This is a genomic window from Pseudomonas sp. S5F11 (assembly GCF_019641515.1).
GTDB lineage: Bacteria > Pseudomonadota > Gammaproteobacteria > Pseudomonadales > Pseudomonadaceae > Aquipseudomonas > Aquipseudomonas rhodesiae.
In genome coordinates this window covers 4,119,096-4,137,069 of record NZ_JAIFJZ010000001.1, presented here as the reverse complement: position 1 = coordinate 4,137,069, position 17,974 = coordinate 4,119,096, and the positions used below count along the sequence as shown (strand labels likewise).

Sequence of the window (17,974 nt, the reverse complement as noted above, 5' to 3'; positions counted from 1 at the left end):
TCCTCAAGCCGCGTCGCGCTTGGCGCCGTTGCGGTAGGCCTCGACCGCATCGATCAAGGCGTGCAGTATCGCGGCGCTTTCGCCGATCACCGACAGGTCGGCCCGCTTGATCATGTCGCAACCCGGGTCGAGGTTGATCGCCACCACCTTGTCGCAGGCACCGATGCCTTGCAGGTGTTGGATCGCCCCGGAAATCCCCACGGCCACATATACCCGCGCGGTGACCCAGGTGCCGCTGGCGCCGACCTGGCGATCACGCGCCATAAAGCCATCGTCCACCGCCACCCGCGAGGCGCCTTCGGTGGCGCCCAGTGCGGCGGCTGTCTGGTGAAACAGGGCCCAGTCCTTCACGCCGTTGCCGCCGGAGAAAATAAATTCCGCTTCGGCCATGGGAATGGCCGCCGGGTCCACCGCCACCGCGCCGAGATCCTCGATACGCGGCAAGCTGCGCGCCAGGGTTGTGGATAACTCCACGGGCAACACTTCATGGCGGGTTTCGCTGACCGGGTCGGCACATTCGGCGGCGGCCAGAATCAGGCGTGGCAGCGGCCGCGCCAAATCCTCTTGGCCCGCACCGGCGCGGCCGGTGCAGGTGTTGTCTTTGATCTGCCACACCCGCGTGGCCGGGCGCTCCTTGAGGCTGGCGGCAAAACGCCGGCCCAGCTCGCCGCCACCGCTGCGGCTGTCAGGCAGCAGCCAGTGGCGTGGATTGAATTGGTTATCCACAGCCCGCAGACCTTGCACCCGTTGTTCCGGCGAATAGCCGTCGAACTCGGCGCCGTCGAGCACCAGCAGGCGATCAACGCCGGCCGTGGCAAACGCACTTTCCTTGTGTTCGCCAAACACCACCGCCAACACCGCGCCGTCGTCGCCGGCCAGCTGCCGAGCCAGGCCAAGCAGGTCGCGGTCATGGCTACTCAGGCGGCCACCGACCATGTCCGGCACCACGTTGATGTAGAACGCCGGCGCAGCGACTTGATGCAGCGGCAATTGCACTTCGGCGGCTGCGGTACGTTTACTGGCGCCACCTTGCTGGGCGCCGCTGCGGTCAATGCGTTTGATGCCGTTGGGGCCGATAAAACCGATGCCATGCACGTTCTTGCGGATGACGCCATTGGGCCCCATCCAGCTGTGCTGCACCGGCTGCATCGCCGCATGCAGCGGGTGCAGGCGGTTACGGGCGATCCATTCGGCCCGTGGGTCGCGGCGGATTATGTCGCTCATCAGTGCACCTCCGCAGGTTCACGCTTGGTCGGTGACTTGGCCGGTTGAGCCTCCTCAAGCAAGGCGTCGGCCACCAGTTCGGCGATGTCCTTGATCAATGGCCGCGGTTCGACCACCCCTTCGAGCATCGCGGTGCATTGCGGGCAGCCAACGGCCACCAACTCGGCGCCGGTTTCGCGGATGTCTTCCATGCGCATATCCGGGATCCGTTGCTTGCCGGGAATGTCAGTGATCGGCGCACCGCCACCGCCGCCGCAGCACCGTGAGCGGAAACCGGACCGCTGCATCTCCTTGACCTCGATACCCAACGCCCGCAGCACTTGGCGCGGCGCTTCGTACTCACCGTTGTAACGGCCCAGGTAGCACGGGTCGTGGTAGGTCACGCTGTCGCCTTTGTGCTGGCCCAGGTTCAGAGCTCCTTCGCCAATCAGCTCGGCCATGAAGGTGCTGTGGTGTTGCACGCGGTAGTTGCCGTTGAAGGCGCCGTACTCGTTTTTCAGCACATGGAAGCTGTGGGGGTCACAGGTGACGATGCGTTTGAAACTGTACTTGGCCAGGGTCTGGATATTGCGCGAGGCCAGCAGTTGGAAGGTCGCTTCATCGCCCAGGCGCCGCGCCACGTCGCCGCTGTCGCGTTCTTCGAGGCCCAGCACGGCGAAGTCGACCTTGGCCGCTTTCAGCACTTTGACGAATGCACGCAGGGTACGTTGGTTGCGCATGTCGAAAGCGCCGTCGCCGACCCAGAACAGCACGTCGGTGCTGCCTTTTTCGCTGAGCAATGGCAGGTTCAGGTCCGCCGCCCAGTTCAGGCGACCGCCCGGAGCGAAGCCGCCGGGGTTGTCAGTGGCGATCAAATTTTCCAGGACTTCGGCGCCTTTGTTCGGCGTCGCGCCTTTTTCCAGGGTGAGGTGGCGGCGCATGTCGACGATGGCGTCCACATGCTCGATCATCATCGGGCACTCTTCCACGCAGGCGCGGCAGGTGGTGCAGGACCATAGGGTCTCGGCGTCCACCAGGCCGTTGACGATCGGCTGATGCGGATTGCCGCCGTGCTCGCCAATGGCTTTGCCCGGATACGGGCTGCCGGCGAACTTGGCATCGGTGCCGCCCGCCAGGCCGACCACCATGTCCTGGATCAGCTTTTTCGGGTTCAGCGGCTGGCCGGCGGCGAACGCTGGGCACGCGGCCTCACACTTACCGCACTGCACGCAGGCGTCGAAACCGAGCAGTTGGTTCCAGGTGAAGTCCTTGGGCTTTTCCACGCCCAGGGGCGCGGCTTTGTCGCTCAAATCCAACGGTTTCAACCCGGTGGAACGGCCGCCGCCGAAGCGCTCGGCGCGGCGGTGCCAGGCCAGGTGCAGGGCACCGGCGAAGGCGTGTTTCATCGGGCCGCCCCAGGTCATGCCGAAGAACATCTCGCTCACGCCCCACAGCACGCCCACGCTGAGCAGCGCAGCCAGCAGCCAACCGCCGAAGTCCGCGGGCAGGATGCCCGCCACCGGCAGGGTCACCAGGAAGAAACTCACCGAGAACGCCATCAGGCTTTTCGGCAGGCGCATCCACGGGCCTTTGGACAGGCGCGACGGCGGGTTGCGCCGACGCAGGTACACGAAGGTGGCGCCGACAAACATCAGCACCGACGCTAGCAGCAAGGCGTAGCCGAGGATCCGGTTCTGCAGGCCGAAGCCGTGCACCAGGATCGCCAGCAGCGCCGACAACACAAAGCCCAGCGCCGTGGCGACGTGGGTGTTGGCGATGTATTTGTCGCGGGCGACCACATGGTGCAGATCGACCATGTAGCGCTTGGGCATGGCCAGCAGGCCGCCCAGCAGGTCGACCTTGGACGCGCGGCCACGGCGCCACATGTTTACCCGGCGCAGGGCGCCGAGGACGGCGAGGCCGAGGGCGGCAAACAAGAGAATAGGCAGCAAGGTGTTCAACATGGTGAAGCTCCCACAGACCGCACAGGTCTACTGTGAAACTGGCCCGAATGTGGGAGGGGGCTTGCTCCCGATGGCGGACTGTCAGTTGGTACAGTTGTCGCTGAACCACCGCTATCGGGGGCAAGCCCCCTCCCACATTTGACCGCGTTCACCTCATCAAAAGTCTTTGCACAAGCGCAGGGCGTCGTAGATGGCAGCGTGGGTATTACGCTGCGCCACACAGTCACCGATGCGGAACAGCAAGTAGCCCTCGCCCGGTTCGCTCAGGCACGGTTGCGGTTTGATCGCGAACAAGGCTTCCACGTCGATCTGGCCTTTGTTGCGCGAACCTTCCTTGAGCCCGTAGTAAATGGCTTCGTCCGGACGCACGCCGTTCTCCACCACCACTTGATCGACCACCCGCTCCTCTTTGGCGCCGGTGTATTCGTTCTCCAGCACCGCCACCAACTTGTCGCCCTCGCGGTAGACCTTTTCCAGCATCATGTCGCCGGTCATGATCACTTCCTTGGGGTACATGCTGCGGTAGTAAGTCGGGAACGACGTACCGCCGATGGCCACGCCAGGCTTGATGTCGTCGGTGACGATCTCCACCTGGCTGCCTTTGTCCGCGAGGAAATCCGCCACCGACATACCGGTGAATTCGCAGATGGTGTCGTACACCAGCACGTTCTTACCCGGCGCGACTTTGCCGTCGAGCACATCCCAACTGCTGACCACCAAGCCTTCGGCGGCGCCCCAGTGTTCGTTCTGCTCGATGTACGGATGACCGCCGACGGCCAGCACTACCACGTCTGGACGCAGGTCCAGGATGGTGTCGGCATCGGCGGCCACGCCCAGGCGCAGGTCGACTTTCAGGCGCGCCAACTCCAGTTGGTACCAGCGGGTGATACCGGCGATCTGATCGCGCTGCGGGGCTTTGGACGCCGTGGTGATCTGCCCGCCGATAAACTCTTTTTTCTCCAACAGGGTTACGTCGTGGCCACGTTCGGCGGCTACACGCGCCGCTTCCATCCCGGCCGGGCCGGCACCGACCACCACCACCTTGCGTTTCGACCCGGTGGATTTCTCGATGATGTGCGGCACGCCCATGTATTCACGGGAGGTCGCGGCGTTCTGGATGCACAGCACATCCAGGCCCTGGTACTGGCGGTCGATGCAGTAGTTGGCGCCGACGCACTGTTTGATCTGGTCGACCTGCCCCATCTTGATCTTGGCGATCAGGTGCGGATCGGCGATGTGCGCACGGGTCATGCCGACCATGTCCACATAGCCGCCTTCGAGGATGCGCGTGGCCTGGTTGGGGTCCTTGATGTTCTGCGCGTGCAGCACCGGCACCTTGACCACTTCCTTGATCCCGGCGGCCAAATGCAAAAACGGCTCCGGCGGGTAGCTCATGTTGGGGATCACGTTGGCCAGGGTGTTGTGGGTGTCGCAACCCGAACCCACCACGCCGATGAAATCCAGCATGCCAGTGTCGTCGTAGTACTTGGCGATCTGCTTCATGTCTTCGTGGGACAAGCCGTCCGGGTGGAACTCGTCGCCACACAGGCGCATGCCCACACAGAAGTCGTCACCCACTTCGGCGCGCACAGCTTTCAACACTTCCAGGCCGAACTTCATGCGGCCTTCAAAGCTGCCGCCCCATTCGTCGGTACGTTTGTTGACCCGAGGGCTCCAGAACTGGTCGATCATGTGCTGGTGCACGGCGGACAGTTCCACACCGTCCAGGCCACCGGCCTTGGCGCGGCGCGCGGCCTGGGCGTAGTTGCCGATCACGCGCCAGATTTCTTCCGGCTCGATGGTCTTGCACGTCGCACGGTGCACCGGCTCGCGCACACCGGACGGCGACATCAGGGTCGGCCAGTTAAAGCCGTCCCAACGCGAGCGACGGCCCATGTGGGTAATCTGGATCATGATCTTGGCGCCATGCTTGTGCATGGCGTCGGCCAGGTTCTGGAAGTGCGGGATGATGCGGTCGGTGGACAGGTTCACCGAACTCCACCATTCCTGGGGACTATCGATGGCCACCACCGAGGAGCCACCGCAGATCGCCAGGCCGATGCCGCCCTTGGCTTTCTCTTCGTAGTACTTCACATAGCGGTCGGTGGTCATACCGCCGTCGGTGGCGTACACCTCGGCGTGGGCGGTGCTGAGCACGCGGTTGCGGATGGTCAGTTTGCCGATCTGGATCGGCGCGAACATTGCTTCGAAAGCCATGGCAGGGTTCCTCGACTTACAACGGCTTGACGATGAACAGGCCGTCGTCGTGGCCTTCTTCGGAGCCGCCGTAGACTTGCTCGGCGACGGTGCGCAGGCTGCTGCCGCGCGCTTGCAGAATCTGATCCATGGCCCCGGCGAACCAGCCGGTGAACATGTAATCGACCTTGCGCCCGACCTTGCCGTACACGTAGACGAACGCCGAATGTTCCAGCTTGACGCTGGCGGTGCCCTTGTCGAGGTCGATGTCTTGGATCTTGAACAGGCCCCAGCCGCGTTGCGACAGGCGCTTCATGTAGTGCTCGAACACCGCGACGCCTTCCAGGCCATGGCATTCGGCTTCTTTTTCGCACCAATGCCAGGCGGATTTGTAGCCGGCTTTGTAGAGGATCTCGGCATAGGCTTCGGCGCCCAGCACTTCTTCGATGCCCATGTGGTTGTTGACGAAGAAATGGCGCGGCACATACAGCATCGGCAAGGCGTCGGAGGTCCAGACACCGGTTTCGCTGTCGACTTCGATAGGCAATTGCGGGGCGATCTTGGCCATGGAAACTTAACTCCAGAAAATTCGTGTTGATGCCCGTCGCGCGGAGGGCGACGGGTTAAGGATGAGGAGAGCGGCGGCTTATTCGCCCCACACGTCTTTAAGGACGTTGACCCAGTTTTCGCCCATGATCTTGCGCACCACGCGCTCGCTGTGGCCGCGCTTGAGCAGGGTCTCGGTGAGGTTGGGGAACTCGCCCACGGTGCGGATGCCCAGCGGGTTAATGATCTTGCCGAAGCTGGTCAGGCGGCGGGCGTAGCCTTTGTCGTGGGTCAGCATTTCAAAGAAATCCTGGCCATGGCCCTGGGTGAAATCGGTGCCGATGCCGATGGCGTCTTCGCCGACGATGTTCATGGTGTATTCGATGGCTTCGGCGTAGTCGTCGATGGTCGAGTCGATGCCCTTGGCCAGGAACGGCGCGAACATGGTCACGCCGACGAAACCGCCATGGTCGGCGATGAACTTCAATTCTTCATCGGACTTGTTGCGCGGGTGCTCTTTCAGGCCAGACGGCAGGCAGTGGGAGTAGCACACCGGCTTTTTCGATTCGAGGATGACTTCTTCGCTGGTCTTGGAGCCGACGTGGGACAGGTCGCACATGATGCCGACGCGGTTCATCTCGCCGACGATCTCACGGCCGAAGCCCGACAGCCCGCCATCGCGCTCGTAGCACCCGGTGCCCACCAGGTTCTGGGTGTTGTAGCACATCTGCACCACGCCCACGCCGAGCTGCTTGAAGATCTCCACGTAGCCGAGCTGGTCTTCGAACGCATGGGCGTTCTGAAAGCCAAAGATGATGCCGGTCTTGCCTTGTTCTTTGGCTTTGCGGATATCGGCGGTGGTTTTTACCGGGATCACCAGGTCGCTGTTCTCACGGATCAGGGTCTGGCTGGCCACGATGTTATTGATCGTGGCCTGGAAGCCTTCCCACACCGACACGGTGCAGTTGGCGGCAGTGAGGCCACCTTTGCGCATGTCCTCGAACAGGTCGCGGTTCCACTTGGCAATAATCAGCCCGTCGATAACGATGCTGTCGGCGTGCAATTCGGCTGGGCTCATCAGGCGTCCCCTTATTGGCGATTCATGCGCCGAATCGTCTGCCGGCGCTTTGGGGCCAGCATATGCCCAGGGGCTGAACGGACCCGGTGCAAAAACGACAGGGGAATTGCCGAAAGCGTCAATCCGCGACAAAGGCTATGCAGACGCGTCAGACGGGTGGCTGTTCTTTGTCTTACGCTTGAGCCAGAATTCGGCCATCCACTGATATGAGACGGCGCAATGAAATCGATTTTCCTGGCTTTGGCACTCATCGCAACCGGCGTCCACGCAGCCGAAGACACCGACAGCACGCCCTGCGACGGTATCGAGAACGACAAACAAACCCTGGAATGCGCCACCTATAACAAGACCACCGCCGAGCAATTGCTCAAGGACAACTACCAAAGCCTGCTCGAACGCATGGGTTCGACCTACGGCAGCAACAAGACCCAACTGGCCGACATTACCGCTCGTCTGAAGGACGCCCAGCAGAAGTGGGAAAAACTGCGGGATGCCGACTGCGCCGTGGACACTTTCCCCGCCAAGCCCGGCACCAAGGACTACGCGATTGCGCAGAACGACTGCCTGGCGCGGATGAGTGATGAACGGTCGGAGTTTTTGGAGTCGATCGAGCAGGAATAAGCGACAATCGCCGCCACTTTTTAATCTGACCAAGGCCATTCATGACCCTCTGCGGCATCGAAATCAAAGGCAGCGAAGCCATCATCGCAGTCGCTTCCCTCGACAACCAGGCGCTGACCCATGTCGCCCTGGCCACCAAAAAAATCGCTCTGGAAGATGACGACGAGGCGGCGAATGTCAAAGCCTTCGCCGCGCAGGTGAAGGCGTTTGTGCAGGACAATGCCATCACCCGCATCGCCATCAAGAAACGCAGCAAAAAAGGTGAATTCGCCGGTGGGCCGACGACGTTCAAGATCGAGGGAGTGTTTCAGTTGCTCGACGGTGTGGAGGTGACGCTGCTGTCGCCCCAGACCATCAATGCGCAGAACAAGAAACACAACTTTGAACTGCCGGCGACGCTGAACAAGTATCAGCATGAGGCGTTCAAGGCGGCGTGCTCGGCACTGCTGAAGAAATAAGCCCCGCCGAAAAATCCAATGTGGGAGGGGGCTTGCCCCCGATAGCGGTGGGTCAGCCAAAGCGGTATCAACTGACAGTCCGTCATCGGGGGCAAGCCCCCTCCCACATTGGATGTGTGCTGTTTTTAGTGGGGGGTATGGCGCTTGTACAGCAGCCAATCCCCGAACGACTTGTCCTCCAGGGCATACCCGCCCCGACCCGATTTCCACACCAGTTCCTTGTCGCGCAGGGCATCGATGCAGGCCTGGATGGTCTGGGTGCCCGGCACTACGTCACTGCCCATGTCCTCCAACGCCTTGCTGACTGCGGTGAGGGTGCTGTCGGTAAACGGCGCGAAAGGTTCGTTGTTCAGCGAGCGTTCCACCATCACCTGCAAGACGGCGCGTTGCGGGATGGTCAGGGCGTTCCAGGCGCTTTCGAATTCGGTCCACACACCTGCGCGCAGCAGTTCGGCGCGACTGTGCAGCAACTGGCCCAAGTTGCTGGCCTCACCCAACTCCAGCGCTACTTCACCGATGATCGTACGCAGCATCTCGGGTCGGCGGCCGACCAACTCGAAGGCTTCATCGATATCGGCCGGGTTGAATTGGTTGGTCGGGGCCAGGTTCGCGTTGAGGTGTGCGGTGTAGGCCTGGGTGAAGGCTTTGCCCAGCAGTGGAAACGGCGTGATGCTGGAGCCAAAAAACGGCTGGCTTTTCCCCAACACCAGATAGGCCAGCTTGTCGCGGTTGGAACCGGTAAAGACTAAATGCAGGCCGCTGCCCTCCTCGTCACGCCCTTGGTTGAGCTGATCCCGGGCGGCCTTGAGCGCGAACATGGCGTTGATCCCTGAATCGCTGGTCAAGGCATGCTGGGCTTCATCGATCACCAGCACGACGGGTTTTTCCGCCGCGTGGTGGAGCAACTCCAATGCCTGGGTCAAAGTCGCGCCCACCGGCAATTGCGGCTTGCTGAAGTCCCAGGACAGGGTCCGCAGAAAACTCAACCTTTCGATGCCAAGGTTCTTGGCCAGCTTGCGAATGCCCTTTTCGTAGGGCGCAAGCGCGGCGGCAATGGCGCTGGCGATCAACTCCGCGGGATCTTTTTCTTTGTCGGCCCACAGATCCACATACACGGTGAGCCAACCGCGCAGTTGGCACTCTGGGATCAGGTCTTCGCGCAAGAACGTACTTTTACCAGTGCGACGTGGCGCGGCGAGGAACAGGCCAGAGGTGAAATCCTGAAGGCCGGCGCCAACCAGGCCATCGGCAATGCTGCTGGCCAGCGCGGGACGGCGGAACACAAAACCGCTGAGCTTGGACATGGCTTATACCAAATTATTGAAACGGCTATAAATTATAGCCGTGAGTATAATCAACTATAATTGCCCGTCAAGCCGGCTCCCGTCGCCGATCCTCCCTGGGGCATTTGGCAAACCGCGCGCGGTAACTACGCGTGAAATACGACGGCGATTCGAACCCGCAGGCAATGCTCACTTCCAGCACGCTCAAACCGCTTTGGCGCAGGAGTTTCCGGGCTTTTTCCAGGCGCAGGCCCAGGTAGAAATTGCTCGGTGTGTCGTTCAGATGCAGGCGGAACAGGCGCTCCAACTGGCGCCGGGTGACTTTGATCGCCTCAGCCAAGGCGAGGGTGCTCAGGGGCGGTTCGGTGTGCTGTTCCATCTCGCCGATCACTTGCACCAGTTTCTGATTGTTGATGCCGTAGCGCGTGGCGATCTGCATGCGCTGGTGGTCTTTGCGTGGGCGAATGCGGCCGAGCACGAACTGTTCGGACACCTGAATCGCCAGGTCGGCGCCGTGGGCCTGGGCGATCAGGTCGAGCATCAGGTCGATGGAGGCGGTGCCACCGGCGCAGGTGATGCGGCGGCGGTCGATTTCGAACAGTTCCTGGGTCACCGCCAGGTGCGGATAGGACTCCTTGAAGGCGTCGATGGCTTCCCAGTGCAGGGTCACGCGATGGCCGTCGAGCAGACCGGCTTGGGCCAACACACAAGCGCCGGTGTCGATACCGCCCAGCGTCACGCCATCGTGATCGAGACGGCGCAGCCACTGTTCCAGTGCGGGTGTGGCGAACTGCAGAGGCTCGAAACCGGCGACCACCAGCAGGGTGGTGCCCTTTTTCAGCGGTTCCAACGCGGCGTCGGCGTTGACTGACATGCCGTTGCTCGCCAGTACCGCACCGCCGTCGGCGCTCAGTACATGCCAGCGGTACAGCTCGCCGCGAAAACGGTTGGCCACCCGTAGCGGCTCAAGGGCCGAGATAAAGCCCATCGCCGAGAAACCCGGCATCAGCAAAAAGTAGACATCCTGGGACATGGTGGCGCTCTCATCGGACGGCCAGCGTGGCACTGTGATACTCCCGTTCAGAGGTGGATTCAAGGGGTCAGGTCGCTGCAGTGCAAGAGTCGGTCGCCGCCGTGCGTTTTGTCGCCCTACAAGCTGCGTAACGTGGCGTCACGGTGCACAAAGACACCGGCAACCACAACAACGACCTGCCGAGGGCTCCACCATGAACCGACTGATCCGCCGCTGCGTGTTCGCACTCAGCGCCAGCGCCATCTTGAGCACCAGCGTTCTCGCGGCCGATGCCGCCTCTTGCAAGAACGTGCGTATGGGCGTGGTGAACTGGACCGATGTGATCGCCACCAGCGCCATGACCCAAGTGCTGCTCGATGGCCTCGGCTACACCACCAAGCAAACCAGCGCTTCCCAGCAAATCATCTTCGCCGGCATCCGCGACCAGCGCCTGGACCTGTTCCTCGGCTACTGGAACCCGTTGATGACCCAGACCATCACCCCGTTCGTTGACGCCAAGCAGGTCAAAGTCCTCGACAAGCCCAGCCTGGAAGACGCCCGTGCCACCCTCGCGGTGCCGAGCTACCTGGCCGAGAAAGGCCTGAAAACCTTTGCCGACATCGCCAAGTTCGAGAAGGAACTGGGCGGAAAGATCTACGGCATCGAACCCGGCTCCGGCGCCAACACCCAGATCAAGGCGATGATCGCCAAGAACCAGTTCGGCCTCGGCAAGTTCCAGTTGGTGGAGTCCAGCGAGGCCGGCATGCTCGCCGCCGTCGACCGCGCGGTGCGCCGCAAAGAAGCCGTGGTGTTCTTCGGCTGGGCGCCGCATCCGATGAACGTCAACATTGCCATGACCTACCTCACCGGCAGTGACGACGCCCTGGGCCCGAACGAAGGCATGGCCACGGTATGGACAGTGACGTCGCCAAACTACGCCGAACAGTGCCCCAACGTGCACAAACTGCTGACCAACCTGACCTTCACCGCTGCCGATGAGAGCCGCATGATGCAGCCGTTGCTTGACCACAAAGACGCCCTGGAATCGGCCCGGCAGTGGCTCAAGGACCACCCGCAGGACCAGGCGCGCTGGCTGGAAGGTGTGACCACCTTCGACGGCAAACCGGCAGCGGCCAACCTGCAACTCACCAGCAAATAAGCTTTTTCGAACCACCGTTTCGCGGTCATTACCGACCGCGAACGGCATCACCACGCCTGTAAGGAACCTGCCCCATGAACCACGACGTCATCATCACCTGCGCACTCACCGGTGCTGGCGACACGACCGCCAAGAGCCCACACGTGCCGGTCACCCCCAAACAGATCGCGGCCGCCGCCGTAGAAGCCGCCAAGGCCGGCGCTACCGTCGTGCACTGCCATGTGCGCGACCCCGACACCGGCAAATTCAGCCGCGACGTGGCCCTGTACCGCGAAGTGATGGAGCGCATCCGCGAGGCTGACATCGACATCATCGTCAACCTTACCGCCGGCATGGGCGGCGACCTGGAGATCGGCAGCGGCGAAAACCCGATGGAATTCGGCCCCAATACCGACCTGGTCGGGCCGCTGACGCGCCTGGCCCATGTCGAAGAGTTATTGCCGGAAATCTGCACCCTGGACTGCGGCACCCTGAACTTCGGCGATGGCGACACCATTTACGTGTCCACCCCGGCACAACTGCGTGCCGGCGCCAAACGTATCCAGGAACTGGGCGTAAAGGCCGAGCTGGAAATTTTCGACACCGGCCACCTGTGGTTCGCCAAGCAGATGATCAAAGAAGGCCTGCTTGACGACCCGCTGTTCCAACTGTGCCTGGGCATCCCTTGGGGCGCGCCGGCCGACACCACCACCATGAAGGCCATGGTCGACAACCTGCCGGCCAATGCAGTGTGGGCCGGCTTCGGCATCGGCCGCATGCAAATGCCGATGGCCGCACAGGCGGTGTTGCTGGGCGGCAACGTGCGAGTCGGTTTGGAAGACAACCTGTGGCTGGACAAAGGCGTGCTCGCCACCAATGGCCAACTGGTCGAACGCGCCGGCGAAATCCTCAGCCGCCTGGGTGCGCGGGTCATGACCCCGGCGGAGGGTCGCATCAAGATGGGCCTCACCAAGCGCGGCTGACCCACCGCCCCTGCCACACGCGATCATCAAACTCTTTAGGAATTTGCCATGCGCTTTATCACTGAAATCAAAACCTTCGCCGCCCTCGGCAGCGGCGTTATCGGCAGCGGCTGGGTGGCCCGTGCCCTGGCCCATGGGCTGGATGTGGTGGCCTGGGACCCAGCGCCCGGCGCCGAAGCTGCGTTGCGCAAACGCGTGGCCAATGCCTGGGGAGCCCTGGAAAAAAATGGCCTGGCTCCCGGCGCGTCCCAGGACCGCTTGCGCTTTGTGACCACCATCGAAGACTGCGTAAAAGACGCTGATTTTATCCAGGAAAGCGCCCCGGAACGCCTGGAGCTGAAACTGCAACTGCATAGCCAGATCAGTGCGGCGGCCAAGCCCGATGCGCTGATTGGTTCGAGCACCTCAGGGCTGTTGCCGAGTGAGTTCTACGAGAGCTCGACCCACCCGGAACGCTGCGTGGTCGGCCACCCTTTCAACCCGGTCTACCTGCTGCCGCTGGTGGAAGTGGTCGGCGGCAAGCACACCGCGCCTGAAGCGGTGCAGGCGGCGATCACAGTGTATGAATCCCTCGGCATGCGCCCCTTGCATGTGCGCAAGGAAGTCCCCGGTTTTATCGCCGACCGCTTGCTGGAAGCCTTATGGCGCGAGGCGCTGCATCTGGTGAACGACGGCGTGGCAACCACTGGCGAAATCGACGACGCAATTCGTTTTGGCGCTGGTTTGCGCTGGTCGTTCATGGGCACTTTCCTCACCTACACCCTGGCCGGCGGCGATGCTGGCATGCGCCACTTCATGGCCCAGTTCGGCCCGGCGTTGCAGTTGCCGTGGACCTACCTGCCGGCGCCGGAGCTGACGGATAAGTTGATCGACGACGTGGTCGATGGCACCAGCGCTCAACTGGGCACCCACAGCATTTCGGCGCTGGAGCGCTATCGTGATGATTGCCTGCTGGCGGTGCTCGAAGCGGTGAAAACCACCAAAGCCAAGCACGGCATGACCTTCGCCGAATAATGGAATGCAGACAATGCCCGCACTGACCACCTACACCACACAGATCCAGCCCGATTGGGTGGACTACAACGGCCACCTGCGCGACGCGTTCTACCTGCTGATCTTCAGCTACGCCACCGACGCGTTGATGGACACCCTCGGCCTGGACAGTGAAAACCGCGCAGCCAGCGGCCATTCGCTGTTCACTTTGGAGTTGCACCTGAACTACCTGCATGAAGTGAAACTCGGCGCCGAGGTACAAGTGCAGACCCAACTGATCGCCCATGACGCCAAGCGCCTGCACCTGTATCACAGCCTGCATCGGGTTGGGGATGAGCAGGCACTGGCCGGCAACGAACAGATGCTGCTGCACGTCGACCTGGCCGGGCCGCACGCGGCGCCGTTTACCCAGGCGACGCTGGAGAAAATCGCGGCGATCCGCACCGAGCAAGCCGACCTGCCGCCCCCGGCGCTGCTGGGACGCGTGATCGGTTTACCACCGAAGAAATAGCGCAAAAAAAGCCCCGATCCAGCCGTGACAGGATCGGGGCAGAGGAGGCCTTGTGAGAGCGATGCATTTCGAGGGTGACCAAACCTTCAAGCTGCTTGCTGAGGCCAGTGTGCCGATTAGTGCAGCCGGCAAGTGGCCCGAAAACGACCTGTTCATAGCCATCTAAGCCATCCGGGCCACACGCCCTTGCCGATGGCGCCGGGGGCTACCAGAATCCAGGCAGATCCCCGCTCCCCTAACCAGGATAAACGTCATGATGCACGCGGATTTGATTGACCAGGATGACCTGCTGAGCCAGTTGCGCTCGCTGGGTTTCGAAGTATCCAGCGGCGCCAGCGCCGAGCAGGCGTGTGAGTGCGCGGTACGCGGTTTGAGCGAAGCACGGGCCAAGGCGCTCAAGGGCATGGTCGAGCGGATGTACGGCGGCAGCGCGACGATTTTGCCGGCGGTGCGTCAAGCTATCGACAAGCAGTTGTTGCCGGCGTTGATGCAGTTCAAGCAGAACTCCGGGGCCTGACAGATGGCTATCGGGGGCAAGCCCCCTCCCACCTTTGACTGTGTTCACAAATCAAAATGTGGGAGGGGGCATGCCCCCGATACAGACGCCTCGGTCTAGAGCCTAACACTGGCAAACGTCGACTCACTGCGCGCCTGGCTCAATGCCGACATCGGCCCCGACAACGGTGACAACACCAGCGCCTGCGGAATCGGCATCATCGCCACCTGCTGGGTGGTGTTGGAGCCGACGCGCTCATCCCGTGGCGGGATGCCGAAGTATTCGCGGTAGCACTTGGAGAAGTGCGGCGTGGAAACGAACCCGCACACCGAGGCTACTTCGATGATCGACATCGGTGTTTGCTTAAGCAACTGCCGCGCACGGATCAGACGCAACTTGAGGTAGTAACGCGACGGCGAACAGTGCAGGTACTTCTGGAACAGCCGCTCCAGTTGACGCCGGGATACGGCGACGTAGACCGCCAGTTCGTCCAGGTCGATGGGTTCTTCCAGGTTGGCTTCCATCAGCGCGACGATTTCCTGCAGCTTCGGCTGGTTGGTGCCGAGCATGTGCTTGAGCGGAACGCGCTGGTGGTCTTGTTCGTTGCGGATGCGTTCGTACACGAACATCTCGGAGATCGCCGCCGACAGTTCACGGCCGTGATCGCGGCTGATCAGGTGCAGCATCATGTCCAACGGCGCGGTGCCGCCGGAACTGGTGAAGCGGTTGCGGTCGAGGGTAAACAGGCGCGTGCTCATGGACACGCGGGGGAAGGCTTCCTGCATCGACGCCAGGCATTCCCAGTGTACGCTGCAATCGAAACCGTCCAGCAGGCCGGCACACGCCAGCGCCCAACTGCCGGTGCACACCGCGCCGAGGCGACGGGACTGGCGCGCTTGGCTTTGCAGCCATGAAACATGTTCACGGGTAACGGTGCGCTGGATGCCCACGCCGCCGCACACGATCACGGTGTCCAGCACCGGGGCTTTGTGCATGGCCGCGTCAGGGGTGATTTGCAAGCCGTCGCTGGCCCAGACCTGATTGCCGTCGACGCTCAGTGTGGTCCAGCGGTACAGCTCACGGCCGGACAGCTGGTTGGCCATGCGCAGCGGTTCCACTGCGGACGCCAGGGAAATCAGCGTGAAATTGTCCAGCAGCAAAAAGCCGATGGATTGAGGCGCACGGTTCTGGGGTTGGGCCCCTGAGTTGAACGACGTCATCGCGGTATCTCCTCACACAAAGCGGGTGATGGCCTCAGGCGAGGCTCTTGTTATGGCGCTCTTCATCCGGACAAGGTGAGAGGCTTTGAATGGATAGAGCAATTGCCGTGCCTAAACTTGAATACCTATTCAATAAATCCTGAAAACGACCTGCTGACGCGTCTATATAGCCCTTGCGTGGAGTACGGAATATGCCCAGGAAAGGGCTTAGAAGGGGCGCCCCTCAAGGGGTGTGAGCAGTTCGGTAGCACTTGTGGGAAGGCGCTTTCAGCGCGTAGGAAAAGTCTGTCACCACACGCACGTGGGACGGGTGGTCGGAGGGGAAATCGTTCGTGAGCTACTTATCTGTTTGCGACGCGCTAAAAGGTGGCGCGTTGGGATGCTGGTGTTCACTTTATGAGCAGTTTTGTTTGAACTGCCGCTATCGGGGGCAAGCCCCCTCCCACATTTAAATTGGTGAACACAGTCAAGAGTGGGAAGGAGCCCATCCTCCCACATTCTAATTTGTGAACACGGTCAAGAGTGGGAGGGGGCTTGCCCCCGATGCAGGCGGCTGGGTCTTAACACTCGACCGCGCTTACCGCCAACCCACCCCGCGACGTTTCTTTGTACTTGTCATGCATATCTGCCCCGGTATCGCGCATGGTGCGGATCACCCGGTCCAGGGAAATAAAGTGCTGGCCGTCGCCGCGCAGGGCCATTTGCGCCGCGTTGATCGCCTTGACCGCTGCAATCGCGTTGCGCTCGATGCACGGCACCTGCACCAACCCGCCCACTGGGTCGCAGGTCAGGCCGAGGTTGTGTTCCAGGCCGATTTCGGCGGCGTTGCACAATTGCTCTGGCGTGGCGCCGAGGATTTCCGCCAGGCCGGCCGCCGCCATTGCGCAGGCAGAACCCACCTCGCCCTGACAGCCCACTTCGGCACCGGAGATGGAGGCGTTCTTCTTACACAGAATCCCCACCGCCGCCGCACCGAGCAGGTAGTCGACCACGTTGGCTTCGGTGACCTCTTCGCTGAACTTCATAAAGTAGTGCAGCACCGCCGGGATGATCCCTGCCGCACCGTTGGTGGGGGCAGTGACCATGCGCCCACCGGCGGCGTTTTCTTCATTGACGGCCAGGGCAAACAGGTTGACCCATTCCATGGCGCTCAAGGTTGAGCCGATCACATTGGGCTTATTCAATTCCTGCAGGCTACGGTGCAACTTGGCGGCGCGGCGGCGTACGTTGAGGCCGCCGGGCAAGATGCCTTCATGTTTGAGGCCCTGCTCCACGCAATCTTGCATGGCGTGCCAAAGCTTCATCAGGCCGCTGCGGATTTCTTCTTCGGAACGCCACACCTTTTCATTAGCCATCATCAACTCAGCGACGCGCAACTGGTGAGTGTTGCACAGCTGCAACAGCTCAACGGCGCTGGAAAAATCGTAAGGCAACTCAGTGCGGTCCATGTCCGCCACACCGCTTTGCGCCTGAGCTTCATCCACCACAAAACCGCCGCCTACCGAGTAGTAAGTGTCGCGGTGCAACTCACCGTCATCGCCGTACGCCACCAGTGTCATAGCGTTGGGATGGAACGGCAGGTTTTCGTCCAGCAGGCGCATGTCCCGGGCCCATACGAAGGGCACCGGCAAGCGCCCGTCGAGCAGCAGGGTGTCGGTTTCGCGCAGGGTGCTGATGCGACCGGCGATCTGCGAGGGGTCGATCGCGTCGGGCCATTCGCCCATCAAGCCCATGATGGTGGCCGTGTCGCTGCCATGGCCGATGCCGGTGGCCGACAACGAACCGTACAGCTGAACTTCAACACGCCGCACCCGTTCCAACCACTCACGTTCACGCAGTGCTTGAACGAACAACGCTGCGGCGCGCATGGGGCCGACGGTGTGCGAACTCGAAGGCCCGATGCCGATCTTGAACAGGTCGAAAACGCTGATAGCCATTGACGTGAAACTCCTCGATAAGCACGGGCCGGGCTTGAACGAGGTGCTACGCTCAGATCGCCCAGATGGCGGCATCATCAAGGTTTTATTCGCTGCCACGGCGTCTCACACCGACGTAACCATGCTCACCAGCGTCGCTTGCGCGTGATCGCCTGTTTTGGCCGTTTTTAACGGTGCAGACGGGCAAAAACAGCAGTTTTGCCCTGGGAAAAACCTGTAAACGACGTCACCAACACTGGATACGACCCTGCCTGTACTGGATACGACGCCCCCTGTAGGCGTCAGATTTTCACTGGTACATGATCAGTTCCGACTCGTTTGCAAGGCACCGTGCC

At 61.8% G+C, this 17,974-nt stretch carries 16 protein-coding genes; 7 read left to right on the top strand and 9 right to left on the bottom strand.

The features are described from left to right. Nucleotides 1-3: 3 nt before the first annotated feature. The 5 genes from K1567_RS18605 to K1567_RS18585 all read right to left on the bottom strand — a co-directional run bounded on the left by K1567_RS18605 (nt 4) and on the right by K1567_RS18585 (nt 6,987). Complete coding sequence (locus tag K1567_RS18605) at nt 4-1,224, bottom strand: electron transfer flavoprotein subunit alpha/FixB family protein (protein ID WP_034101174.1); 1,221 nt, start codon at nt 1,222-1,224, stop codon at nt 4-6. Further along, nucleotides 1,224-3,167 carry a dimethylglycine demethylation protein DgcB gene (gene dgcB / locus K1567_RS18600; RefSeq protein WP_034115319.1) on the bottom strand — a complete coding sequence of 648 codons (1,944 nt, stop codon included), beginning with the start codon at nt 3,165-3,167 and terminating at the stop codon, nt 1,224-1,226. Before dgcB ends, K1567_RS18605 begins: the two co-directional genes overlap by 1 nt. A gap of 156 nt (nt 3,168-3,323) precedes the next feature. Next, nucleotides 3,324-5,384 (bottom strand): dimethylglycine demethylation protein DgcA, encoded by a 2,061-nt coding sequence (dgcA, locus tag K1567_RS18595; RefSeq protein WP_220698751.1) that lies wholly within the window; start codon nt 5,382-5,384, stop codon nt 3,324-3,326. A 16-nt stretch (nt 5,385-5,400) separates the two neighbouring features. Then, nucleotides 5,401-5,931 (bottom strand): 4-vinyl reductase, encoded by a 531-nt coding sequence (locus K1567_RS18590; protein WP_034101179.1) that lies wholly within the window; start codon nt 5,929-5,931, stop codon nt 5,401-5,403. Between the two features lie 78 nt (nt 5,932-6,009). Continuing rightward, nucleotides 6,010-6,987: a dipeptidase gene (locus K1567_RS18585; protein ID WP_015373138.1), complete on the bottom strand. Its 978-nt coding sequence runs from the start codon at nt 6,985-6,987 to the stop codon at nt 6,010-6,012. A gap of 219 nt (nt 6,988-7,206) precedes the next feature. On the opposite strand from K1567_RS18585, the gene K1567_RS18580 reads away from it, so the two are divergent. Together K1567_RS18580 and K1567_RS18575 are read left to right on the top strand one after the other, a co-directional pair. After that, entirely contained in the window at nt 7,207-7,608 is a 402-nt protein-coding gene (locus tag K1567_RS18580) for a lysozyme inhibitor LprI family protein (protein WP_034115321.1), read from the top strand. A gap of 41 nt (nt 7,609-7,649) precedes the next feature. Beyond that, nucleotides 7,650-8,066 carry a DUF3010 family protein gene (locus tag K1567_RS18575; protein WP_034101182.1) on the top strand — a complete coding sequence of 139 codons (417 nt, stop codon included), beginning with the start codon at nt 7,650-7,652 and terminating at the stop codon, nt 8,064-8,066. Between the two features lie 125 nt (nt 8,067-8,191). On the opposite strand, the gene K1567_RS18570 is transcribed toward K1567_RS18575, so the two are convergent. Further along, entirely contained in the window at nt 8,192-9,370 is a 1,179-nt protein-coding gene (locus K1567_RS18570; protein WP_034101183.1) for an AAA family ATPase, read from the bottom strand. 67 nt (nt 9,371-9,437) lie between these two features. Continuing rightward, complete coding sequence (locus K1567_RS18565) at nt 9,438-10,382, bottom strand: GlxA family transcriptional regulator (RefSeq protein ID WP_220698750.1); 945 nt, start codon at nt 10,380-10,382, stop codon at nt 9,438-9,440. Nucleotides 10,383-10,575: 193 nt separating this feature from the next. On the opposite strand from K1567_RS18565, the gene K1567_RS18560 reads away from it, so the two are divergent. From K1567_RS18560 to K1567_RS18540, 5 genes are all read left to right on the top strand, one after another. Continuing rightward, nucleotides 10,576-11,520 carry a choline ABC transporter substrate-binding protein gene (locus K1567_RS18560; protein ID WP_034101185.1) on the top strand — a complete coding sequence of 315 codons (945 nt, stop codon included), beginning with the start codon at nt 10,576-10,578 and terminating at the stop codon, nt 11,518-11,520. A 74-nt stretch (nt 11,521-11,594) separates the two neighbouring features. Beyond that, a complete protein-coding gene (locus tag K1567_RS18555; protein WP_034101187.1) occupies nt 11,595-12,482 on the top strand; it encodes a 3-keto-5-aminohexanoate cleavage protein in 888 nt (295 codons plus the stop codon). 48 nt (nt 12,483-12,530) lie between these two features. Continuing rightward, nucleotides 12,531-13,496, top strand: a complete 966-nt coding sequence (locus tag K1567_RS18550; protein WP_034101188.1) for an L-carnitine dehydrogenase — start codon at nt 12,531-12,533, stop codon at nt 13,494-13,496. Nucleotides 13,497-13,509: 13 nt separating this feature from the next. Beyond that, nucleotides 13,510-13,986, top strand: coding sequence for a thioesterase family protein (locus K1567_RS18545; RefSeq protein ID WP_034101189.1), 477 nt, complete (start codon nt 13,510-13,512; stop codon nt 13,984-13,986). Nucleotides 13,987-14,239: 253 nt separating this feature from the next. Next, nucleotides 14,240-14,503 (top strand): hypothetical protein, encoded by a 264-nt coding sequence (locus K1567_RS18540; RefSeq protein ID WP_034101191.1) that lies wholly within the window; start codon nt 14,240-14,242, stop codon nt 14,501-14,503. A 95-nt stretch (nt 14,504-14,598) separates the two neighbouring features. Here K1567_RS18540 and K1567_RS18535 read toward each other — a convergent pair whose 3' ends face one another. Beyond that, entirely contained in the window at nt 14,599-15,702 is a 1,104-nt protein-coding gene (locus K1567_RS18535) for a GlxA family transcriptional regulator (protein WP_034101193.1), read from the bottom strand. Between the two features lie 560 nt (nt 15,703-16,262). Next, nucleotides 16,263-17,639 carry an L-serine ammonia-lyase gene (locus K1567_RS18530; protein ID WP_034101194.1) on the bottom strand — a complete coding sequence of 459 codons (1,377 nt, stop codon included), beginning with the start codon at nt 17,637-17,639 and terminating at the stop codon, nt 16,263-16,265. Between the last annotated feature and the right edge of the window lie 335 nt (nt 17,640-17,974).